This window comes from Vibrio sp. 947 (assembly GCF_033339115.1).
GTDB classification, from domain to species: Bacteria; Pseudomonadota; Gammaproteobacteria; order Enterobacterales; family Vibrionaceae; genus Vibrio; species Vibrio alginolyticus.
On the sequence record NZ_JAWOTX010000049.1, the window covers coordinates 1 to 22,265 of the forward strand.

General features: G+C 42.7%; 30 protein-coding genes and 1 tRNA gene. 26 read left to right on the forward strand and 5 right to left on the reverse strand.

Annotation, left to right across the window (positions count from 1 at the left end):
- The first annotated feature begins 166 nt into the window (after nt 1–166).
- The 9 genes from R7Q39_RS29045 to R7Q39_RS29085 all read left to right on the forward strand — a co-directional run bounded on the left by R7Q39_RS29045 (nt 167) and on the right by R7Q39_RS29085 (nt 7,148).
- Nucleotides 167–778 carry a hypothetical protein gene (locus tag R7Q39_RS29045; protein WP_225477915.1) on the forward strand — a complete coding sequence of 204 codons (612 nt, stop codon included), beginning with the start codon at nt 167–169 and terminating at the stop codon, nt 776–778.
- Nucleotides 775–1,050: a hypothetical protein gene (locus tag R7Q39_RS29050; RefSeq protein WP_225477918.1), complete on the forward strand. Its 276-nt coding sequence runs from the start codon at nt 775–777 to the stop codon at nt 1,048–1,050. The genes R7Q39_RS29045 and R7Q39_RS29050 overlap by 4 nt, the downstream gene beginning before the upstream one ends.
- Nucleotides 1,051–1,175: 125 nt before the next feature.
- Nucleotides 1,176–1,634, forward strand: a complete 459-nt coding sequence (locus R7Q39_RS29055) for a hypothetical protein (RefSeq protein WP_053409781.1) — start codon at nt 1,176–1,178, stop codon at nt 1,632–1,634.
- A 279-nt stretch (nt 1,635–1,913) separates the two neighbouring features.
- A complete protein-coding gene (gene dinG, locus R7Q39_RS29060; RefSeq protein ID WP_225477920.1) occupies nt 1,914–4,076 on the forward strand; it encodes an ATP-dependent DNA helicase DinG in 2,163 nt (720 codons plus the stop codon).
- A 72-nt stretch (nt 4,077–4,148) separates the two neighbouring features.
- Nucleotides 4,149–4,646, forward strand: coding sequence for a hypothetical protein (locus tag R7Q39_RS29065; RefSeq protein WP_225477922.1), 498 nt, complete (start codon nt 4,149–4,151; stop codon nt 4,644–4,646).
- A gap of 81 nt (nt 4,647–4,727) precedes the next feature.
- Nucleotides 4,728–5,162 carry a hypothetical protein gene (locus R7Q39_RS29070; protein WP_225477924.1) on the forward strand — a complete coding sequence of 145 codons (435 nt, stop codon included), beginning with the start codon at nt 4,728–4,730 and terminating at the stop codon, nt 5,160–5,162.
- A gap of 151 nt (nt 5,163–5,313) precedes the next feature.
- Entirely contained in the window at nt 5,314–5,745 is a 432-nt protein-coding gene (locus tag R7Q39_RS29075; protein ID WP_225477926.1) for a hypothetical protein, read from the forward strand.
- Nucleotides 5,746–5,831: 86 nt separating this feature from the next.
- Complete coding sequence (locus R7Q39_RS29080; protein WP_318077179.1) at nt 5,832–6,290, forward strand: hypothetical protein; 459 nt, start codon at nt 5,832–5,834, stop codon at nt 6,288–6,290.
- A 144-nt stretch (nt 6,291–6,434) separates the two neighbouring features.
- Nucleotides 6,435–7,148 carry a DNA/RNA non-specific endonuclease gene (locus tag R7Q39_RS29085; protein ID WP_225477930.1) on the forward strand — a complete coding sequence of 238 codons (714 nt, stop codon included), beginning with the start codon at nt 6,435–6,437 and terminating at the stop codon, nt 7,146–7,148.
- 38 nt (nt 7,149–7,186) lie between these two features.
- Here R7Q39_RS29085 and R7Q39_RS29090 read toward each other — a convergent pair.
- Nucleotides 7,187–7,308, reverse strand: a tRNA-OTHER gene (locus R7Q39_RS29090).
- A gap of 142 nt (nt 7,309–7,450) precedes the next feature.
- Here R7Q39_RS29090 and R7Q39_RS29095 point away from each other — a divergent pair.
- A complete protein-coding gene (locus R7Q39_RS29095) occupies nt 7,451–8,590 on the forward strand; it encodes a phosphohydrolase (protein ID WP_225477932.1) in 1,140 nt (379 codons plus the stop codon).
- Nucleotides 8,591–8,619: 29 nt separating this feature from the next.
- On the opposite strand, the gene R7Q39_RS29100 is transcribed toward R7Q39_RS29095, so the two are convergent.
- Both R7Q39_RS29100 and R7Q39_RS29105 read right to left on the reverse strand, forming a co-directional pair.
- Nucleotides 8,620–9,654, reverse strand: a complete 1,035-nt coding sequence (locus tag R7Q39_RS29100; protein ID WP_225477934.1) for a hypothetical protein — start codon at nt 9,652–9,654, stop codon at nt 8,620–8,622.
- A gap of 11 nt (nt 9,655–9,665) precedes the next feature.
- A complete protein-coding gene (locus tag R7Q39_RS29105; RefSeq protein WP_258718600.1) occupies nt 9,666–10,682 on the reverse strand; it encodes an ABC transporter substrate-binding protein in 1,017 nt (338 codons plus the stop codon).
- 520 nt (nt 10,683–11,202) lie between these two features.
- On the opposite strand from R7Q39_RS29105, the gene R7Q39_RS29110 reads away from it, so the two are divergent.
- From R7Q39_RS29110 to R7Q39_RS29125, 4 genes are all read left to right on the forward strand, one after another.
- Complete coding sequence (locus R7Q39_RS29110; protein ID WP_225477938.1) at nt 11,203–11,682, forward strand: hypothetical protein; 480 nt, start codon at nt 11,203–11,205, stop codon at nt 11,680–11,682.
- A 319-nt stretch (nt 11,683–12,001) separates the two neighbouring features.
- Nucleotides 12,002–12,340, forward strand: a complete 339-nt coding sequence (locus R7Q39_RS29115; RefSeq protein ID WP_258718602.1) for a hypothetical protein — start codon at nt 12,002–12,004, stop codon at nt 12,338–12,340.
- Between the two features lie 157 nt (nt 12,341–12,497).
- Nucleotides 12,498–12,695, forward strand: coding sequence for a hypothetical protein (locus R7Q39_RS29120; RefSeq protein ID WP_225477942.1), 198 nt, complete (start codon nt 12,498–12,500; stop codon nt 12,693–12,695).
- A gap of 84 nt (nt 12,696–12,779) precedes the next feature.
- A complete protein-coding gene (locus R7Q39_RS29125; protein ID WP_225477944.1) occupies nt 12,780–13,001 on the forward strand; it encodes a hypothetical protein in 222 nt (73 codons plus the stop codon).
- Between the two features lie 105 nt (nt 13,002–13,106).
- On the opposite strand, the gene R7Q39_RS29130 is transcribed toward R7Q39_RS29125, so the two are convergent.
- Together R7Q39_RS29130 and R7Q39_RS29135 are read right to left on the reverse strand one after the other, a co-directional pair.
- Entirely contained in the window at nt 13,107–13,970 is an 864-nt protein-coding gene (locus R7Q39_RS29130) for a hypothetical protein (RefSeq protein WP_225477946.1), read from the reverse strand.
- 114 nt (nt 13,971–14,084) lie between these two features.
- The gene (locus tag R7Q39_RS29135; protein WP_225481793.1) at nt 14,085–15,446 is read right to left on the reverse strand and encodes a hypothetical protein; all 1,362 of its coding nucleotides are present in this window, start codon (nt 15,444–15,446) and stop codon (nt 14,085–14,087) included.
- 174 nt (nt 15,447–15,620) lie between these two features.
- Between R7Q39_RS29135 and R7Q39_RS29140 the strand changes: the two genes are divergently transcribed.
- The 12 genes from R7Q39_RS29140 (at nt 15,621) to R7Q39_RS29195 (ending at nt 22,049) form a co-directional block, all read left to right on the forward strand.
- On the forward strand, nt 15,621–16,058 hold the full coding sequence (locus R7Q39_RS29140) for a hypothetical protein (protein ID WP_225477950.1): 438 nt from the start codon (nt 15,621–15,623) through the stop codon (nt 16,056–16,058).
- Between the two features lie 180 nt (nt 16,059–16,238).
- A complete protein-coding gene (locus tag R7Q39_RS29145) occupies nt 16,239–16,787 on the forward strand; it encodes a hypothetical protein (RefSeq protein WP_225477952.1) in 549 nt (182 codons plus the stop codon).
- A gap of 75 nt (nt 16,788–16,862) precedes the next feature.
- Complete coding sequence (locus tag R7Q39_RS29150) at nt 16,863–17,627, forward strand: hypothetical protein (protein ID WP_225477953.1); 765 nt, start codon at nt 16,863–16,865, stop codon at nt 17,625–17,627.
- Between the two features lie 527 nt (nt 17,628–18,154).
- Complete coding sequence (locus R7Q39_RS29155; protein ID WP_225477955.1) at nt 18,155–18,580, forward strand: hypothetical protein; 426 nt, start codon at nt 18,155–18,157, stop codon at nt 18,578–18,580.
- A gap of 136 nt (nt 18,581–18,716) precedes the next feature.
- A complete protein-coding gene (locus R7Q39_RS29160; RefSeq protein ID WP_225477957.1) occupies nt 18,717–19,409 on the forward strand; it encodes a hypothetical protein in 693 nt (230 codons plus the stop codon).
- 78 nt (nt 19,410–19,487) lie between these two features.
- Nucleotides 19,488–19,907, forward strand: a complete 420-nt coding sequence (locus R7Q39_RS29165) for a hypothetical protein (RefSeq protein ID WP_225477959.1) — start codon at nt 19,488–19,490, stop codon at nt 19,905–19,907.
- The gene (locus R7Q39_RS29170; protein ID WP_225477961.1) at nt 19,900–20,193 is read left to right on the forward strand and encodes a hypothetical protein; all 294 of its coding nucleotides are present in this window, start codon (nt 19,900–19,902) and stop codon (nt 20,191–20,193) included. The genes R7Q39_RS29165 and R7Q39_RS29170 overlap by 8 nt, the downstream gene beginning before the upstream one ends.
- A 63-nt stretch (nt 20,194–20,256) precedes the next feature.
- On the forward strand, nt 20,257–20,571 hold the full coding sequence (locus tag R7Q39_RS29175) for a hypothetical protein (protein WP_225477963.1): 315 nt from the start codon (nt 20,257–20,259) through the stop codon (nt 20,569–20,571).
- Nucleotides 20,572–20,591: 20 nt separating this feature from the next.
- Nucleotides 20,592–20,834 carry a hypothetical protein gene (locus R7Q39_RS29180; protein ID WP_225477965.1) on the forward strand — a complete coding sequence of 81 codons (243 nt, stop codon included), beginning with the start codon at nt 20,592–20,594 and terminating at the stop codon, nt 20,832–20,834.
- A gap of 102 nt (nt 20,835–20,936) precedes the next feature.
- Nucleotides 20,937–21,332: a hypothetical protein gene (locus R7Q39_RS29185; RefSeq protein ID WP_225477967.1), complete on the forward strand. Its 396-nt coding sequence runs from the start codon at nt 20,937–20,939 to the stop codon at nt 21,330–21,332.
- A gap of 15 nt (nt 21,333–21,347) precedes the next feature.
- Complete coding sequence (locus R7Q39_RS29190; RefSeq protein ID WP_169600639.1) at nt 21,348–21,599, forward strand: hypothetical protein; 252 nt, start codon at nt 21,348–21,350, stop codon at nt 21,597–21,599.
- Between the two features lie 276 nt (nt 21,600–21,875).
- The gene (locus R7Q39_RS29195) at nt 21,876–22,049 is read left to right on the forward strand and encodes a hypothetical protein (RefSeq protein ID WP_225477970.1); all 174 of its coding nucleotides are present in this window, start codon (nt 21,876–21,878) and stop codon (nt 22,047–22,049) included.
- The last annotated feature ends 216 nt before the right edge of the window (nt 22,050–22,265 follow it).

Below are 22,265 nucleotides of genomic sequence, written 5' to 3' on the forward strand. Positions count from 1 at the left end.
GGAAACATAACGTGCAAGCGATGTGTAATGGCCCTTGTGAAAGCGAACGCGAAGAAAAGCAGGAAGATGACCAGCCATTACTTATAGAGCACCCAGCTCCAGTGACTGTCCAAACTTCGGCGCAGGGAATGGTATTTACAGAAGAAACATTTGAGGGTTACCCATTTTGAAACTGAATCCTGCTATCACTCACTATCAGAATGAGTGCGATTTTTACAACACCAATGAAATCGATGTACTGCCAGAGCGAATTCCAACGTATATCGCAAGTGGCCCGAATGGTGACTATGCAAGACCTGCAAAAACGATTGGCGAGTTGCCGGGAAAACACCTACGAAAGTTGGCACTGAAACTTGCGGCTGAGAAATTGGGCGTGGATCAAATCAACTTTGGTTTGGAGATATACAAAACTCTCGGTATGACAAAGAACGAGGCTTTAAAAGATGGTCGGTCATGGCTTCTTCAAAATGGTGACAGTTTGAAGGTTGACCTGTTTTGGCATAACGTGCCACCAGCTTACCCTCTGGATCAAATTGCACGAACTTACCCCACTCCTGTAGGTGATATGCCTATTCGTGAACATGTACGTGTAGCGATGTCGAATATGACCGATAGAGAGCTTGTGAATGCCATTGGTTCACGTGATTTGATTAATCCTGAATTTATGGGTGAAGCCATTCACCGTAACTTGATTTGGCGCGGAGCAACGACCGAAGAAATCTACCAAGCAGTAGAAAAGCGTGAACAGCTAGCAAAGCAAAACGAGGTGACTAAGTGACCCCTATCCTTACTGATGTTTACAGCGATGAATATTTCCATTTGGCAGAAAAACCGTGGTTAAGCGGCCAAGAAAACTGCCCTGTCTTTCTCGAAGATAAAATTACCTGCCAAGGTGTCTGTTGTTTCAATATCAAAACGAAGAAATGGGATGTTGAATTAGCCAGAGGGTACGGCATGGTAGTGATCGATAGTTGTGAAACCAGAGATGAAGGAATAGCGCTGCTTTGGGAGCGTCGACAAGAAGGTAATTCTTGGGATATTGGAATTTAACATTGTACAAAAAACTATGTTTTTCATTCGATTAACTTAGTGCTTCCGTGCTAAAACATAGCCCCTAACAATATTAAAAGTAGAACAGTGACGAAGACAGTTATCTTCGGAGTATAGGAATGATTATGAAGAAATTGGGATTAAAAACACTAGCAGTAATATCTTTATTGAGTTCAGGTTACGCAGCAGCTGCATACCAGCCTTTAAACTTAAATGACCCGAACTTGAATATTTTTTGTCAATTGCGCTTTTCTGATCAGTATGGCTATCAGTTTACCCGTAAGAATGGCAATAAGCTGTATTGGAATCTTCAAAACACTGGCAAGGTCTTCGACCTTACTAAATTCTCTTATGCACCGGGAACGGTTACTGTAATTAAAGAAAATCCTCATGGATTCGAAGCAGATGTAATTACAAAGAAAAATAATGGTGAAAGTGAAAGAGCGTACTTTGAACTTAGAACACAGTATGATGCCAATGGCCCATATCCAGATGGCAAATTTGTTCGCCTGAAATTTGATAAAAAAGGCAATTTAGAAGGCGGGGAAGAGAACATGTTTAGCCATTGTGAAATCATAAAATAACGTGCATTAATGCATCCGTAATCAGTGGGGTTTTTATGGCCATTACTAACAACGGGTGCATTTTTTTTGTGGTTTAATTTCTCTTTGTTTATCTATTACTGACAGTTACAAAGTGGCTGCGTTTCTACTCTTCTTTTTGTCTTCCATTTACTCCCAGTACTGGCAGGTTTTAACAACCCACACCCTTCTCTGAGATTTAAAATTCCACTATTTTTAGTGACTTGCGCGTTGACTAAACCGTTTTACCATCACGGTATAAAGTTAATGGAGAGTCACCACATGATTGAGAAAGCACCTACCAAGCAACTGGATTTGAATGACAAAATCAAAGAAGAAATCAGAACATTATATAAAAGTGTTCAAGATGCTCTCTCTGGCTTTAAACCGAGAAAAGAACAGAGCTTTCTTATAGCAGAAATTGCTAAAACGCTTGGTGGTGTCTACGCGCAAAATGAAGGTGCGAAGCGCCGTATCATCGCTGCGGAAGCTGGCACTGGTACAGGTAAAACTTTTGCTTACCTTATACCATCGATTGTCTTAGCCAAGGCGCTAAACAAGAAACTGATCGTTTCAACTGCCAACGTAAGTTTGCAGAGTCAGCTAGAACTCAAAGACCTACCGTTACTTCAATCTATACGACCTGACATGACGTTTAAGGTGGCTTTAGGCCGTAACCGATACCTGTGCCGCCGTGATGTTGAAACCGTTGCTGTGGGCGCGCCTCCAGCGCGTAGCGAAGATACCCTATTCGACTCTCAAGAACCTGTAGAGAAAGTTTCTGGTGCCGACGCTGAACTGCTTGAGCGCATGATCGAAAACTACGACAACAAAAGTTGGGACGGGGTTATGGATAACTGGCCTGTGCAGGGTGAAGTTATCGCCTCTACGCTTTGGAACAAAGTGAACTGCAAGTCAGGCACATGCACTAAGCGTATTTGCCCCTACTTCGAAGAATGCGCTTTCCATAACGCTCGTAAGACTCTGGATACAACTGATGTGATTATTGCAAACCATGCGTTAACCATGACCAGCTTAGCGAATGGTGGCAATGTCCTACCACCAGCGGAAGACGCCATTTGGGTTATCGACGAGGCGCATCATATCCCAAAGCAATTCCGTTCTTCCTTTGAGCAAAAAGTAACTATTGAAGGTAGCCTGTCTTGGCTTAAAAAGGTATCTCAAGCAGTGTCCAAGCTTTCGATGGTACATGGTCAAGAGATCAGCCAATCTATCGTTAAAGATGGCAAAGAGCTTGATGAAGTTGTGAAAGGCTGTGTAGAGGAACTACGCTCAGTTACTGACATGCTTTTGGCAAACTGCAATTTCTCTAGTGACTACTCTCAAGAGCAAATTTACCGTTTTAAAGACGGTCTATTACCATCAGTGTTAGATACATCGCTTAGCAATTTATCAACGCTGTCGGGCAAGATTAACCGTTGCGTGTCAGCTCATACAAGCAAGCTTCAAGAGAGTCTTGAAAAACGTAAGATCCCTTCCACTCCTGCTATTGAAAAAATTCTGTCTGAGTCAAATCGCCTACAGGCACATACAGAGAGTTTTGCAGATATGTGGCAGATGTTCACCAAGATTGAGCAGAAAGGGTCAGCTATCGCTAAATGGGTATCGTGCGGCGGTAATGGTCGACCTGACCTCTCATTTAACGCAGTGCCAATCAGCGTAGGAAAAGAACTTGAAGACACATTATGGTCGAAAGCAGCTGGCGCGGTACTAACATCCGCAACCGTGACAAGCCTTGGTAACTTTGACCGCTTTATGCTTGAAGCTGGCCTAAGCGCGAATGATGGTACCCAGTATTGCCGCGTGAGTAGCCCGTTCGATTATCAGAACCAAGCCAAGCTAATCATTCCACCAATGAAGGTTGAACCAACAGCGAAAAACGAAGAACAGCACACACTTGAAATTGTTCACTACACAGGACAAATGGCACAAAAACACAAAGCGATGCTTATGCTGTTTACCTCCTACCGTCAGTTGAATCGCTACATTGAGTTGGTATCACCGGAACTTAAAGCTGACATGCTTATTCAAGGGCAAGATACCCGACCTAATTTGATTCGTAGACACAAAGAGCGTATCGATAATGGCCTCAAATCGATTTTAGTCGGGGTCGCATCGCTAGGAGAAGGGCTTGATTTACCACGTGAATATTTGACCTGTGTGGGAATTGCAAAGATACCTTTCGCCAACTTTAAAGAGCCTGTAGATGAAGCTGAGAGCGAATTCATCAGTAAGAACGGTGGTAACCCTTTCTTTGAATTGAGCCTGCCAGAAGCGAGTGCAAAGCTCATTCAGCAAGTGGGTCGTCTTATTCGATCAGCTGATTGCAGCGGCGAAGTGCTAATCTTCGACCGCCGTCTAAGTAGTAAAAAGTATGGTGCGCAGCTCATTGATTCACTTCCACCATTCACTTTATTTGCCTAATTAGCCATACCAGTTGCGGGTTCTACTGAATCCGTAAACTGGTGCTATCTGAACCAAATAGGACAGCATCAAATGACATCTACGACAACTACTTACGACTTTACTCAGTACATCACTGACAGCCACAATCCACGCTATATTGCTGCTATACACGGCATTTTGCCGTCAATGTTGGCCAAGCAATTTATTGAGAAAGTCTTCGAATCAAATTGGTGTATATCCCCTCTTTTCTGCGGATGCTTTGATACGAAAGAGCGTGCTCTTGCCTTTGTGGATCAAGTTACTGACAGCCCACTAATACTAGCTATCCCAACAATAGACTATTCAAACGTCATAACCTTAAGCGTTTCACACAACGGCGACCAATGGGTTTTGACTGACTACGAAAATGACAGCACAGCATATACGACCTTTGAGTCAATTGATCAGCTGCCATTTGCTGCCCACTCGTTTGGTAGTATTTGTGCAGGTGAAGACTGGGACGAACTGGCTCAATTTATTCCGACAGCATTACTCAAAGAAATCCCGCGCCATACTGTCACAATACTGGATTCACAATATTCTGATTAAATATCCACTTAATAATTAATTTATGAACATTGTTTGATAGGATATTTCAATTATTCATTGCCTTTTCATGGAGTTGATTCAATGGCATTTAGTATAAAAAGAGTTGGAATCCTTCTCGGTGGTTGCATAGCAGTGAGTATTGCAGTTGTTTATTCACCAATCGCTTTTAAAAGTTTCAGTAACAGTACTGTAGATCAATGCGAAAAAGGCATTATCGAAATCGTAGATCAATACGCAAAATCCATTAACTACATGGCATATGGGCAACCGTATTATGAGGATGTGGTTAAACTGAATGACAAAGCATCCTCATTTGAAGGCGCTTATATTCATTTTACTGGGTTAAGCTATACCGAAGAGCAGAAGGACTTTAACTTGAGAACGTCTTTTCTATGTGCTTTTGATGACGGTTTATTCGTAAGTTTCGATAACCCTTCTCTTGGCCACACGGTGGATTACTCAAAGAAAGCGGGGTTAGTGGTAAGAAACTTGCCCGGCTATTCCGAAAAAAATTAGTTAGTTGATGACTTTTAAATAATATTCTTACGGTGTACCAATTACCCACACTTCACCCTGGTACACCGTATTCCTGAATCCCCTTTCATCTATTGCGCGTTGGGCGAACTCGAATACCTTGGAATGACTAATTCAATCCAAGGTAATCAACATGAAAGACACGCAGCTTCTTAACCCTCAAAACCAAACCACTGTTGTTGTCGCTTTGCGTCTAATGCAATCGCTTATACAGAAACAAGGTGGCTCAGAGAACATCGTTAACCACTTTTCAGACTTCATTGAAGATGGTTGGAAATGCCCTACGGCAGAGCAAATTGAATCTCTAGTCGAAGATATTAACGTTGAGCACCATTTCAATTCGATGGACTTAAAACCACAACTAAATGGCCACGCACGCTATTTGAACTTGTTAGTGTTGATCGAGTATGACCACAAGGACATTCCTAATTCAGTACTCGAAGCAGTGTGGGATGGTGTTAATTACTCACGTAATGGTGAAATCATTGACCAGACATATCACAAAATTTCAGGTTGGCAGTACATGCCCGAAGTACCAAAGCGATCCCTTGTCATTAACGAATAAGCGGCCACCGCGTTTAAGCACAAAACCGCTGGGCTTTAACGAGTTTAACGAACTGGCCCAGCTCGTTAACCAATTACCAGAAGAGCATGAAGAAGATGGTTACAACTAATACGACGAATATTTCTCAGGTGTTCACCCGCCTAGCCCGCGCAGCACTTGGAAATGAATCGGATAAGAGTACTTGTGAGATCAGCAAAAACGACCTTACCACTTTACTGATGGCCTATCGCTTTGAACTTGGCAACCAAAATAAAGAACTGCCAGTAGATGAACTACCAGTAGAAGAGACTCGCGCTATATTTCTGCGTGACCTATGCAGCGACAATTTGAAGAACATATTTGCCGTAGACATCCTGATCGATGACTCCCACGAAGAAACGTTCCACATACAAACTCTTGACGGTGTACCACCAGCCCATAGCGATATAGAAAGTGAAATTAATGCCCAAATCCGCTCACGCTATCACGAAGGTTCAACATTCGAAATCACAAACGTGATCTCAGTGAAAGAGAGTCTTGCAACATCACCAATCAAATGCGCCTAACTACGGTTGCATCCGGTAAGAGCGGCTTTATGGCCGCTTTTGTCCGTTACCTCGCAAAACCTTTAGCCATCAGTTGAGTTGGCGCTATTTGTGAGTCATTGAAATCAATCATCCATGCATACCATCTACGGAGAGAACTAAAACATGAGAACTGTTCTGTTTACTATGCTGTTAAGTTTTGCCGGCATAGCAAATGCTGAGATTATCCACCGACAATATGAAGGTTTTGATTTGGACATCGACTGTGATCTACGCGGGGCAGTCCAATATCATTACACCCTTGGGAGAGACAAAGGCGACATAGACCGCAAACAAGATTTTGAGTTTGACCCGGAGGTACCTGCCCGTTGCCAGCAAACAAGCACATCGACGTACAAGGTAAACGGCAAGAGTACATTTGACCGCGGCCACGGCGTACCAGCGAATCATATTGATAATTCAGAACTAGGCATTAAACAGACAAATTTCATGGTAAACATCTGGCCACAACATCGAGATTTAAACCGGGGCGCGATGAAGCAGACTGAGTTAATAGCTGAATGCTACCGTGATATAGAGCCTCTTGAGATTTACGGCGGTATCATAGCAGGAGCGACACCTGCCAATTCTGACTATCTCAAATCTCATGGCATAGTCACACCAGGTTACTTCTACAAACTCATTGTACGTAAAGACCGGGCGCTTGCTTGGATATTGCCAAACAAGGCAGGCATGAAAAAAGCAGTACTTGATAAATACTTGGTGTCGGTGGCTGACCTAGAAAAAATAACGGGTAAAACGTTCCCAATGACACCTGACATGAAGAAGGGTAAACCGGAACACTCTTGGATGATCCCAAGGGGTTGTGGTTGGAGTTGAACAGTGGCCAGCATAAGCTGGCCATTATTCTTATGGGGACAGTCTGACGGGATTTGAACCCGCATCGGCTTGCAAGCCGGTTGGAGATGGTTTCGGGTTGCTATCCCTCACCTTGCCAACCACTCACGCTATGAGCGTTCTCCCAGTGAACTACAGACCGCCTTCATAAGAACCCATCAATCATACCTGATAAACAATCACATTCAAAATACAGCGTTTTAAATAATTATTACCATTGCAGATAATGAACTTGGACATATGATTTTTTAAATTCAATTCATTATCACTCTGGTAAAAATCATATGAAAATGACCAATACTGACCACTATGATGATAGCGTCGTCATCCCTTCAATTCGTCGCAATGTTCAATTAGATATTTTCGGAAGTGACAGTCTTATAGCTCTTGAACCTGCCGACCCTCACGTAAGATTTGACTGTCCAGATTTAGATCTGAGTGATTATGACCTTGCCATCGTGAGCATGAGTGGAGGTAAAGATAGTATCGCGGGATTATGCCGCTTATTGGAAATGGGGTACCCCAAAGAGAAAATTGAACTTTGGCACAACCATGTCGACGGCGATCCTCTAAATGATGACATCTTCTTTGATTGGAACTTCATGTATTCCTACAACAAGAAGCTTGCAGAAGCGTTCGGAATCCCTTTGTACTGCAGCTGGCTAAATAAAGGGCTTCGAGGGGAGATGCTTAAACATAATTCCATTCCCCACCCTCACTCATTTGAAACGCCTGCCGGCATCATTGAGCTTGGCCGCGAAACATGCAAGCCTGGCACCCGTAGAAAGTTTCCTCAACAAAGCGCCTCGCTAACCACCCGTTGGTGTTCCTCGGCTTTGAAGGTGGACCCGGCTAAAAGAGCCTTAACCAATCAAGAACGATTCATCGGCAAGCGTGTTTTATTCATAACTGGTGAACGTAGAGAAGAAAGCTCGAGTCGCAATCGTTTCTCACAACTCCAGCCCCACGCAGTAGACACAGAACGTAAGAGCAAAAATCCGAAAAAGCCGCGTTATATCGACTCTTGGAGAAACGTGCTGCATCTATCCGAAGAAGATGTGTGGCAAATACTTTCAGACTGGAGAATCACACCACCTGTACCCTATCGATTAGGCTGGGGACGCTCGAGCTGTAAGCTTTGTATATTTTCTTCTGACCGGGTGCTTGCAACGATTAATGAGTATTGGCCAGAAAAAATCCTAGAGGTTGCAGATTACGAGGACGAATTTGGCGTCACAATCGCCCGTAGCGGCAAGAACGTGCTTGATAGAGCCACCAGCACTACCCCGTTTATTATCGACGACGAGGAAGCGTTACAGCAATCATTCCAAAAGGAATACACTCTGCCTATCTTTGTCCCGGATGATAAGATTTGGACACTACCTAAAGGCGCGTTCAGTACTGAATCTTCTGGCGCCATATAATGGAAAAAGGGAGCGTCATGCTCCCTTCTTTATTCGTCAACTTGTTCGTTGTTGTTATCTGGTTCTATCTTGGCTTTGTTGGAACTAACTTTCATCAACTTATCTTTTAGTGAGGCAAAGTAAACCGCGCCAATTTCCTGCCTTGTGGTTTCCCCTTTTACGTCAATCATCAACACGTGATCCTTATCGCTTCGACCGAGTTTAATTTGGCTGTACTCACCAATAATCTCCGTGTTGATCACGCACGCTCGGCTAATTTTCAAATACTGGTCACTAAATGAGTTTTCCAGTTCGGCCATTGAGCAGCGGATATTCTGTTTCGTGCCATTCGTGAAGTGCAATGTAGCGTATGGATGCTTGTACGTGGCGTATAGAAAATCTTTGTTCAGGACAAACCCACGCTTGTTTTTGGATATGATTTTTTGAATGTTCCTCAAACGGACATCGGAAATTGTCTCACCAGGTGACGCTGGTATTTCTCTTAACGCAGCAATCTGGCGGTCACGGCGCATTTCGTAGTATCGATGAACATACCAAAACACCCCAAGCTGGCACAGCGCAAAGAGAAAGAATAAATAAGGGTTTGGGGACATATGTTCATACCAAGGCATGCCCACCCGGTTAGAAACAACCCATTGGATTTTACCTAAGTCCAAATCGCCAATTTTTAATTGAGATTGCCCACGTGATGTCTCCCGAGTTGGCATAGCACTGATCATGGCCAACGTATCTTCACGCGTACACGCCACCCTTTCTGCTTGCTGGTGGCCATCAACGGAACTCAACTTCAAGCTAATACATGCACTAATAAACGGTGCCTGCTTTTCAAATCGCTCAATGAACGCCTTCATATGACGTTCAAGCCCGTCCACATTGAAGTAGTATGCATTTTCATACACTAAGTCAGAAGTGGACCTGTAATGAGCTGCTTCAACAAACACACCCTTCTCAATTCTCAGGCGGTTCGTAGAATCAACTCCTGAAAGGAAGAAAAGCCCATAGTTAGCGATAATAATAAAGATTGTTGAGAATATAATCATCGCATTATGTTTAAGATAATTCATTATGCCTTCACTTAAGGTTTAAGCGGTTCAAATGTTTCAAGGTGAATAAGCTTCTCACCTGTCATTTCGAACAGGTACATAGGCTTATAAGCAAATCCATCATCATCAAATGAAAACTGGTTACCCGTAGTAACTGTGTTATAGGGTGACTGTTTAATCATCCGCATAAGTTCTTTTGGTGTTGTTCCTTCCTTGAAATCATCACTTATTGCCATCAGCATTTTCATTAGGTCGTATGCAACCGTTACATGTGTTGTTACGCCGTCGACATCACAATAGGTATCCACAATGCGTTGAATAGAGCTTTGTGCTCTACGTTGTTCAAGAGTACTTTTGCTAGTAGCTGGATGGTCTATGTCCCAATCAGATATAAACAGAGCTCGTACATCCTCGGAGATACCACCAGACACTTTTAAAAATTCAGTTCTATTCATTGGCACGTTTCCACCAAAGAAAATAATGTCCTTTTTCCCGGCCCTTACTAAACGGTTGTAAAGCACACCTATCTTGGGGTTGTATAACGGTGCGAACACAAAGGCTCCATCGGGGATACGGGCCACCAGATCATCAAGTAGTTCGTTTTCAAGGCCAAACGGATAGGTATTGATGTGTTTACGATGGTTAAGGCTGTAGATTTCCCTTTTAAACAACTCACTAAATTCATCTGAGTAGTTATTTAAAAGATTCGGTACCACGACGATTGGGCGATATTGGAAGTTAGCCATAAAGTAACGAGCAATAATCTTAGACATCGTTATGTTTGAAGATGAAATGCTAACGCCTTTATAACCAGGCTTGATGGTATTCAGTGAAGTTGCACTTGTGATATAGGGTATACCAGCATTTGAAAACACATCAGCTGCAGCCTCTGCTTGAGTTGACGTTAAGTGGAGCACCGCAAGTCGAACACCCTGTTTAACTAGATCTTGAGCGACTTTGCCACTTGCCATCGCGTAAATGTCGCTTACTTCTTCAAATATAAAACGGATCTGAGCGTCATTGTTGTTCAGGAAGTATGAACGCGCCATACCTCTAACAATGCATGAACGTTCATAGTTTATGAAATTGGATTTGTTAGTACTGCTGCTAATAATGACACCCACCTTTAACGGGTGAACAGCCCTCGAAACTTCTTCATATGGTAAAGCTTGTGCGCTAACAAATGACAAACATCCATATAACACCAAGGCACGGCATATCAACAAGGCTCTATTAAACCAGTTGTGCAAATTTGATTGCTTTTGAAGCAAATTGTTAACGAAGTTTCGATTCAAAAAAGACATTTTACCTAATATTTTTCGACAACCAAAAAAAATTTAAGTGATTGTTATTAAAGTACTATTCATTAACAGCAGCAGAATTTAAAGCACATTTCTTAACTTTCCGAACGTACAAATTTTGAAAAGTTATCATTTTCAATTATTGTGACCTTCTTCCCAAAAATGATTGTATCGATTTTTGGGTTCTTACTAGGTCAAATAACTATAAATAATCAACAACAGTTGATAACTGACCATCGCTTACTTGTGACATATAACAAAAATAAACATGAGCCAAAAAATTATGTTTAACGCTAAAACAACACAAAACTTAATAGATCACCAACCTAACAACATTGAATCTGACGACCTTGTTGTAGAGGTAACACCTTCAAACGTCATCAACCTTTTCACTGACATTGCAGCGGAGTTTGGAAACGGTGATCTAACCTATTCGTTCGACGGGGAAACCATGACACTGTTAATAGATATTAACGGAGTCAATGGCTCGATCGCTGTAGGTGACTTGGACCCATATCAAACATGGGACGCTAACTCGACTACTGACTTCTTCGCTCTTAGAGCAATTCTGTCTGTAGATCCTAAACACCTGAACGAGCTAAATCGCACTCACCCAAACACCAAGTTCTATCTTGATGGCAATAACATTTTGGCTGAGGAAGCGTTCTATCTAACGTATGGTGTATCTACTTTAAACGTCTTAGACCGCTTCTCTGCCTTTGTAAAAACCGTAAACGCTACGTTTTAAAATCGGTTTTAAACAACATACGGCAACTTCAAGAAAGACGGGATTATACATACTTTATAATTGTTAAAAAGAACAATTACGTGCATGAATATGTAACCCGTCTCTTTTCATTTGTACCATATCTGTTTGTTTTTCAAATTACATTAGCAATGTCAGATAGTTGCAATAGTATATAAGCTCTACTTCCTGTTACTTGCGCGCCTTATGCCTTATGGCAATCTTTTATTCCTGAATCGTCTTCATCTAACTGGTTCGCATGTAGGCTAGCATGTCGTATGCAACCCACTTTACATTTCGACCAATACAAAAAGGCTTAACCATGTCGGAATACCTAGATCAAGTAGAGCTGCTAAGCAGCGAAATCAGCGCCCTAGAGACAGCTGAACGAAAAACGTATATCAACTATTCCCTGCAACGCATCCTGAACTACAAGGACATCTTTATTCATAAAGAGGCTTTGTCGTCAGATGTTTTGTGTAAAGCGTTTAAATCATTGTCCACAGTTGAACAAGCTATCTGTAAGCACGGACTCGATGCTATGAATTTTACTATCCACTATCTCGACGAGTTATCTAAAAACAAACGATTTAAACTTGAGCCGAGAGCATTCACAGTCGATAGTCAAATCAAGTTTCTTTCGCATTCATATCAAGCTTAGTATTGGATTGTTTTTAAAATGTCAGGATTAGCTTTTTAATTTTGTTTTGTGACCATCTACCAGATTATGTTTATGATGGTCATCATTGAAATTAAAGCAGTGGTTGTTGCCACTGCTTTTTAATAATCTTGTAAATTAAATATATGGGATTTTAGACATGTCTGAACCATCAGAAAGAATTATTTTGCCTGCACTCAACTCTCGTAAACACTCAGTTAAAGTAACGCCTCTTGGAAAGTTTCTAAGAGCTTTACGAATTGAGCACGATGTCATTCTAAGAGACATGGCCAAGTCACTTGGCTACTCTTCTTCCCTACTCTCCGGTATTGAACTTGGTACTAAATCGATACCCTAAAAGGTTCGTTTTCTTGCTTTAATTAATCGCGCTTATTCCATTACAGATGGCGACGAACTGGTTAGGTTGGTCGAAGGCCACAAGTTGAATTCAGAGTCAGAGAAAGATGAAGAAAGGCCGCTGGTGGACATGAAAGCCTTACTTGATGAATGGGTTGCATCTGGCTCCCCAATCATTGTTCTGGATCCCGGGCATTCCTCTCAGGAGCTACTAGAAGCAATTAATAAACTGCTTCCTGACGATGGTAAAGCCAAACTATTTTTGTTTGACCCAAGCACCCACGGTGAGAAGGTGAAGTTATCGTAACGCATCCGTAGTAATTACTTTTACCGGTTGCATTAAAAAGGCTCCGTTCGGGAGCCTTAATTATGTCTTGTTTCTACCTACACCTAAATTGTGTCTGCTATTTCATCACAGCTTGGCGAGAGTGATAGAGTTGACCAAGTTACCTTTCCACTCGGCCCCGGATTTTGAGCTAACGTCATAGTAAACATTAAACACATCGCCATCTTTCAGGTCTAATCGCATCTTAGCGCGTCGGATTCGAGTTGCACCGTCAATATCAAAGTCGATATATTCTTGATGCACGTGAGATACAAGAGGTTTTATGGTTACGTGCTGCTTGTTAAGCCAGCGATTAATCGCATCCTTCAAATTGTCCTCACTGCTGCACAAATCGTTGAGTTCCTGATCTGTAAACTTAGCGTTGGGTACCAGCATAGGAAGTATTGCTTTCAACTTAGTAAATTTGTAGAGCACCGAGTAATCGATACCTTTCAGGTGACTAGCCCAAATCGAGTAGCAACCAAATTGCTCGGCATGACTGAACGGAATCAGAATCCGCGTTACGTATTCACCGCCAAAGCCATTGCTTACAGCAAAAAGATCATCTGGCTCTGATAGCCACGCAACATGGCCACCGCATGTTTCAGCCATCATTTTAGCCGCTTCTAGAGCTCGCTTGTGATTGTCGTAAGCCTCTTCTCTTGATTGTTCGTTCGAATCCTCCCCAAATGCTTCACTGTGCACCAGGCAGAGGAACTTAGCCCCACTATAGAGGACCGAATACGCGACATTGCAGTGAAGCAACCCACCAGCAAGCCCGACAACATCTTCTTTTACAAACTCCGACTCTGTAGCGGTGAGTGTATGCCCTGCTTCTTTGTCATAGTCCAGCTGATGCTTGTCCAGGTACTTGAATGATTCATCTACCGCTTCACCGCACCCGTTTGTTAGGTACTTTATCTGTAGAGGGTTAATTACTAGTGGATTCATAGTTTTGCCTTTGGTTGTTTTTTGGTTTCCTCCTAATCTACGGCCACTCACTAAACGCGCAAGACACAAAAAAGGCGCCCGGAAAACCAAGGCGCCAATGTCGATCAGAATAAATTACAGCCCTTTGACCCAATCTATTTGTGTGGTCACTACATTGAATGATTTTCGCATTTCTTCTGCGAGAGTCTGACTTAACCCGGTAAGAATACGCATCTCTCTACCCTGCTCTTTTCGCTCAATTTCTAAAATCTCTTCGTTTAGCATCTTCACGTCGTTACTAATCTTAGTCACCTGTTGCCAAAATTCTGGGCCAGTACAATTCATCTCATTGATTCGATTTGAATGCTCCAGTTCCGCGCTAAATTCCTTATGGCTTAGTGCTTGATCTACCAATTTAGTCAACGTGCCGATCTGAGGCTCAAGAGCCTTATGAAATAGCTTGGTAAACTTGCTTTCAATGTATTCAAAGTCTGTGTCCTGACCTTCCACAATTGAATGAAAACTTCGGATACTATCCATGTGTTCTCTGATGACTGCAGTAGCCTCATTTAACGTCTGCAGAAGTGCATAAGCTAAAACCCAAAATTCCCTTGGGCTTTCCTCTTTGTACAGTTGCCCCAGCTTTTCGACATCTTGGTTCTTCATGATTTGGTTTAAGATTTTGGCCAGCTTCTCTTCGGCTTCACCTGCCGCCTTAAACAATTGGTTTGCCTCAAACGTATTCCTATTCCACAACAAGAACTCTGTCGTATAGTGCTTCATGAACGAGTTGGCATCGTACTGCCTTTCGACTTGCTGCTTGTAATCCACATTCTGACCTTGAGTTGCCTTGGCGTGAAATAACCCAAGGGGCAACATCAAAATGAATGCAACCGTGAAGTTCACAAGATGGTAATTGTCATAGACATCCCAATTGATATGGAGGTAATTGGCACACAGCTGAGATAAGCATGTCAGTAACGGAAGATTCATGGGCTCAAAGTTGATAGATACTGACATAAGCCCTAACGCGATGAATAATGCCGGGAAAGGCGTAATTAGCAACCAGATATATACGCGCTTAATCCCCTTTACCAAGGTCATGTACAGAGCACTAATGATTAGTCCAAGTAAATAGAACGCGCCAAAGTCAGTCACATACGAGGAAATGGTTACTGGCACTCCAGGAACTACCTTTAGTTCCCCAGCCTTCAAATGTATTAGCTCTACCAAAGGAGATAACAATTGTTTGTCTTGGATAAACACCAATAGCAGTGCAAAAATAATTGCTGAGACAATGCCTAACATCCAGTTATATGGCTGTGGTTCGACAGGCATATTCCTCGATACCTTAATGACATCATCCATCCCCTTCCAACCAAAGCTCACAGGATCCGGTAACTCACCAGTCAAATACCTTTCATGTGCTGCCAGCGCCCTATCTTTCTCTACAGTAGCTATGAGACTTTTGTATCTCAGCTTGAGAATTGTCTTCAAATCTTCACCCTCACATATCGGTCCAACTGAGTGAACGCAGTTTGGAAATCAAATGCTATTGCACATTTAATTAACCGTGTTTTTATAAATACTCACATGGCGCATATTTTGCGTTTTAAACACCTTGTTTTCAACTAATGCGTTCTATTGCTAGTTTTCATTAAGGAACCGAACATGAGCTCAAACCTCAAAAACATCATGCCAAAATTCAACATCAACGATACGACCTACCTGTACAACTGTGCCGGGGATTTTGTCGCAGAGGGTTTGACCGTTTACTATGATGCTGAACGCGCAAAAGACCTGAACAGTATCGTATCCAAATGGGCAGGGGCTGAATTTGCGGTAGTACTAAGACACGGAGTTTTGGGCGTTATGGCCGAACAGGAGTTTTCAGATATGTCCTTGAGAGATAATGTTATAACTGAGTTAATGCCCGTTTATTCTAAATTTAACGGCACTCGCCACATCAACATTGGCCTTATCGATAACGACTCAATATGGCCTCAAATGTTCATTCCTGCCAGCGTTGTGGAAGACCATCCCCCGCTTACATCGAGCGTCGTAAAACAATTCGCCATCGCACTAGAAAATCTCTCTGACCAAGCATAACTCCCACTCTTTACAAATGAGCGTGACCAACTAAGGTGTCGCTCATTTACTCAAATCTTATACTTCACATTTAAAATTTAACGTTTATCCTTACAAACACCTGTCCAGTACTATTGTGCGTTTAGCAAAATCGCATTTAATTGTTTCTATCAAACACGTTCAACATTCAAAGGTAGAAGCATGGATCACGCAAGCAAACTTAAACCGGGCATCGTAATTAAGCGTAATGGCGTCGAATACCTAACGACTAACTACGACGCTGATGAAGGCTATGTGTCTGTCGTTTGCATAGAGAACACAAATCAACGCGGTCAAACCTATCAGCTCCCTATTGAAGAATGCTGCATCTTTGATGAAAGCGTCATCGTAGTTAATCGCAGTGAACTTGAGTGGGTCATCGATGACATTGATTTAGAGATGATTGAAGCACTAGAAGGTAACCGAGATGCCCAGCTGACTCTTAGCCTTAAACAACGCGAGAAGTTCTATTTGCCTAAAACACTACAGGCAATGATGAACATCAAGGAGGAAGGCGCAGAAGACGGCGAAATGGGTGTCGTTTTCTTTGGAGAGCAAGAAGAACTTTTCTTAGCTGAACTCAAAACAGTATTAGAAATCTTCGACGAATTATCTATTACGGATGCTTGTGAAACCGGCGCATCGATTTTTGCCAAGAGCACACAACTAAACATCCAAGGATTCATCGGTGTGAATTTCAACGGCAAGTGATCGTCACTGCCACCAGCAATTATCCCTGCTGGTGGCATACAGGAATAACGTAAGTATTAATGCTATAGGCAGAACATGAACCAGAAAAACAAAGAGCTGTATGTCGGCCGTGAATTACGTCGCCCAGGCTACAAAGTTAAAGACATCGATTCCTTCGGTTTGTTGACCAAGACAGGCGCGAACCTTGAAGATGTAGCTCTCCAACTTGATGCAACTCCGATTATGATAATGGTGACAGAAGTATTTCTCGGCGGTGCATCAAAGAAGCATCCGGGAGAAGTACTTGCTCAGGCTGCTCGACTAAATTGCATTGCACCAGATGTAGTCCATTATCGCCACAACCAAAGAGATGTGCATGTCAGAACAGCTCGTAAACACAACTACGAACAGAATACCCGTAAAACACTAGCGCTTTCACGAGGTGCAGGTCAGGGGCTATTCATCGTGCGTGCTCCGGGCGTATCCCCTATTGAAGCTGCAGAAGACCTCAAAGCAAATGGAATTCAGTTTGTAGTCACTAAGGTAGCAGGCAATCGACAGGCTCGAATCAATGTTTCAGCTAGTGATAAATGGCTCGTGGTTCGGTCGGAGTTATACAACCCACAAGCAATGTTACGCCCAACTCTGTCTAACTCAACCCACCAGCTAAACAATGCAATTGTTGAGTGCTTGAAGGCACCTGTATCCGAAGACTACGAATACCTCATTGAATTTGAGTCTCAACTTGTTCGTGTTCTCGATGTATTGGCAGAACGCGGAGAGGGGAAGTCGGAGAATGCACAGGCTCTCTATGAGAAGCTGCAGCACGTTCAGGTAAAACTTGAGGTGTGTGAGTCATAAAAAGTAAAAGGGCGCTAGTTTCAGCCAACTAACGCCCTTTTCCACCCATAAAAGCCAGCTCAACTGGAGACAAACTAACCTTCAACTACACAATACCTACTTTGAGAATAAAAACAACCCTCGTTAAACTTGTGATCTACCCTCTCTATTTATCACCTTTTCTGTTCATATCCTCTCGGAAGTCATAGAGAACACTTCACCTAAACAACAGTTCTTTCTATCGACCTCTCATAAGTCATCCAAGACTGCACCTGTTGTTCACGTACTCATAGATTTAGTTTGAAAGTCTTCAAATAAGTCACAAGTGACTCTTGGTATTAAAAATCATATAGAGGTAATTATTTGAAAATTTTTTAAATAAATACCCCAAATTTAAACTATCGCGTTTTAAGTATGTTCATACAATAAACATTGAACTCGCAGTAGTGTATAATCCTGCGAGTAATGAGATTAGTTACCCAGTAACTATTTTATTACGGCCACATATCAACACCGTTGGCGTAACCATTTTCTATACGGAGAGATTTATGGATTTGAACACCGGAACGACCATTGCTATTGGTCTAGGACTAGGCATTGCTATGCACTTCTACTTTAAAGCTAAGAAAGCACGCGAAGACAAGGAAGCAGAAGATTCACTTAAGACAGCTGGCGACAAATTGGATAAGCCATCTCCACGTACAGCAAGTGCAGGTAAAACATCACATGCTTTTGTGCCGCCGGCATCTCAGTCTGCTCGAGTGAAACCAACTCCCTCTCGATCGGGCAGAGATTACGACGATGGTGATGATCTACTTGCGACCGCTGTAGTAGGTGCGGCCATTATGGATTCAGTCGAGCCTGACACCACTAAGACCTACAGTAGTGTCTCTGTAACAGGTTTTGACTCCGGTTCGAGTGATAGCGGTTCAAGCTCAAGCTTTGATTCTGGCGGCGACTCTAGTTGCGACTAATTGACCGAATCATTTGTTTGTAGCTGGTGGCCGTTTAATACGGTCACTTTTTTTAGCCTTGCGCGTTAGGCATCTGTGATTAGCTTTGAGCGTATAGGCACACAATGGATTAATGAAATTATATAGGCATTACACAATGGGACACCGTATCAACATACAACTTAACCACTTGAACGACACGCAACTTGCCTCAGTCGTAGTGACAGCCAATTCAAGTGCAAAAAACTTTCCGCTCAACTCGGAGTTTTATCAGATCCTTCAATCGTTAAATGGTCAGCCATCTGAGCAGCTTAGTTACCTACTTAACCTGACCTACCCTAAAACAGAAGGTAACCACACTGCAGGCGATCGCGTCTTTTTCCTGAGCACAGCCCATGATGACTCAGACACAAATATTCATATAACGCTAAAGGACGTGGTAATTAAAAAATCACTCCCCCTTTATCTTGTTGATGTCCGTGAGGCATTAAGTGCTATTGACCCGGATTACTCGATGTCGGAAGCCTACTTTACCGAATCATTTAATAAAGGCTTATCAGTAATTCAGGCCGTTGAATCGTATATCTACCAAAACCCATTCGGCATTAAACACCTAACACCGCTTATGGGTTCGGCTTTGAATAGCGATACAGTTTGCTTGTCACGCCCATACATTCCAATTGATGCAGACGAGTATGAAGAGCTGTGCCGTGGTAGCTACGATTTCTACCAACTACCAAGTGGTCGAGTGGTGACTTTTTCCAATGCAAGCTGTCATGACTCAGATACTGCTTACGCGCTTTGCCCAATGAATAATGAACGAACCAAACAGATTTTAAGCACTCAATGATTTTTAACGCGGTGGACCAGGTTAACTTCACCGCAATACCTAACTGCAGTAATGCAACCGTAAGAAGAGATTTTAGCAATGAGCATTCATGCCACCAGCGATGATGTATTGAATAAACCACTAGCTGTGTATGCCACTGACGAAGAGAAAGAAGAAGTCCTACCGAAAGGTTACTACAAAGCCACACTGTGGGGTTGTGCAGGCTCGCCAGAAATAACCGTCTACTCGAACGGGGAACAATACTTCTCCTACGACAGTACCAATCCTGCAGAGCCATTGGATCCAAGTGACTTTGTTATTTCTCAAATGCCCTTGTTCCCTTCGCCTAATGAAGAGGCACTTAAATACGCCTTAAACCAAGCATTAGAATTCATAGTGAAAACAGGTAACGACTATAAAAGGGATCATCACTTAAGCATTCATCACGCACTTGAGGCAGGTTCACTGGTTACAGAAATTGAATCGTTACTCTTCAACAAGGAAAACGGCAATGATTGAAGCAGCTAAAGATAACAAGCCCACTACATGGCAAGAAGACCTACAAAAACTCGTTCTCGGTGCTGTGGCATTCAATCTCGGTGTATTAGGCCTACTACTGCGATTTGGGATCATTCAATTTAGTGACAGCATCCCAGAAGAATTGCTTTACGGAATTAACACCCTGACTTCAAAGGTACTGTTTGTTCCACTCTGCCTGACTCTTATCGGTGTTGGAATGCTGTTTATCTGGGTAGTACTACAAGAACCAATCCGTGAGCTTAGAGCGTGGTTAAAGAGACACTAGCGCACCTATGCTCAGCGTGTGAACAGTGTTTGCAACAAAAACACTATAAATGAGGCAAAATAAGTGAATCAAAACGAAGCATTTAATCAGATCGTACTGAGATTTATCGATGCTTATGTAGAACTGCATTTAGAGATAAACTCCACTATCGTTATGGCTCAGTTCCCCATTGCACGGACAAAGGTTAGTAGCTTGATGACACGATACCTAGAGGATAAGCCAAGCAACCTACGTTATGTGGCCGCGAGACAGCGTTACCTAAAAGGTTTATCGTTTGAGCGACAGTTTCTTGAGAAAGACCAAAGCGCACTCGCCTATCTGCAAGCTATCGAACTGGCGTATAAACCTTACACGGATGCTAAGAAACAACCCTGTTGATAACATACTGAGAGTTAACCATGAATAGCTATATCGTTCACAAAGAAACCTTGTGTAAAACCTGCGGCAAGCAGTTACTCGATGAAGGCACCCACATCGATGTAAGCGGCTTCATATCTCGTTTCGATAGAGAGGCAGTCACGATGATTAAATCGGTCGAAGATTACATGAAGTACGCTGAATATATTGACTCTCAGTTACTGGCAAACGGTCAGATTGAAATAACATGTGACAATGTAACCTACGTTATCCGCAAACTGTAAGGGGTTCGCCCCTTATCTCCCGCTCCCCTACCATTTTATCGAGTTGCACGATTAGCCTTTGCATTTAGATTGGTCACTTCAACCAAGCAACAAGGACTAATCATGAGCCACCACGCAATCAACGCAATGATGCGCAACCCAAAGCTGTTAATGGACTATCAAATGACGGGACGCTTACCAAGCGTGTCAGATGCCCCTGCAACACCTCTACGCGACCTTATATCGCATATCCCTGCTCGATTACGACTGGAGTTCAAAGGTGTGCGTCTTAGCCCTGCCCTTGGCTTCAACAGTGGCGCTCAATTCCACAACCTAGCTCAGCTGTATACGTGGCTCGGTGCTGATGAAAAGCTTATAGGCAACAAAACTCTTCCATACATGAGTTGGCGTATAGCTGCATTCAATAAACCGCTAACTATCGCGGATCTTATTACTCATTGCTCAGCAGTACCGAGTGAAGAAATCATCAATAAATTCGTAGACCCTCGATACCGCTAAGATAAGGACGTCATCATGCAAACAACGAATGCAGCACTAACCACACTTAATGAAATTGCCGCAGAGCACAGTATCCCAGTTCAAGAAACTGTTCATCACTATCACCAGTGTAGAACGGTGGATCACCCTAATCGCTATACAAGCGGCTTGGTTATTAAAAATTACGAGCAGGCAACGCAATTGAATGTGTTGGCAAGCGAGTCAGGTCTAAGTACAGGGCTTCACACGTTCGGCTTTAGCTCGATTGTGTTTATCAAAGTGGATTAACTATCGTGCGCTGGTGGCTTTTGTATGAGAGCCACCAAAAGAAATGATTTAAAAACATGCATCCGTAGTTAGGAGGTTTCCTTTGCCGAGCCGATAAACTGCGGGTACTTGGGTTACATTCAGTTTTGGTGTGGCTTGAGGGTTATGCTGTTCTTTTTTTAAAGAACTGGCAGGGGTAATTGTGTCTGAAATGTGGGGTTGCGCGAATTTCAATCGATGCGATTATAAACATATCAAGACGATACATTAACCAACTAACTTTCAAAGGTGATAATTATGGCAGCAGTATTAATTCTAGTAATCGTATTAGGTGTAGTGGCTTTGGCAAACCAACCTGAGCAGAAAACTTACAAACACTACGACTTCTCAAAAGAGCTGACTCCTAATCAGGCGTTTGCTAAAGAAGTAGCTAAACACATCCCTACTCAAACAGCCATTCACCGCTTCTAAGGACGTTACAAAGGACTTTTAACTTGTAATGGACTTGGAGGTGTGTGGTGAGACACATAGAAACAACATAAGAGCGACCACGGTGTTTTATCTGGTCGCTTTTTTATTTCTCAAATTCATAGAACTGACTGTCGTTATCAGGGTCGTAGGACTCACCTTTCATAACAATTAGCCCATCCCGTATCACGTAGCCAAAATGAAGCACAGCTTTAACCG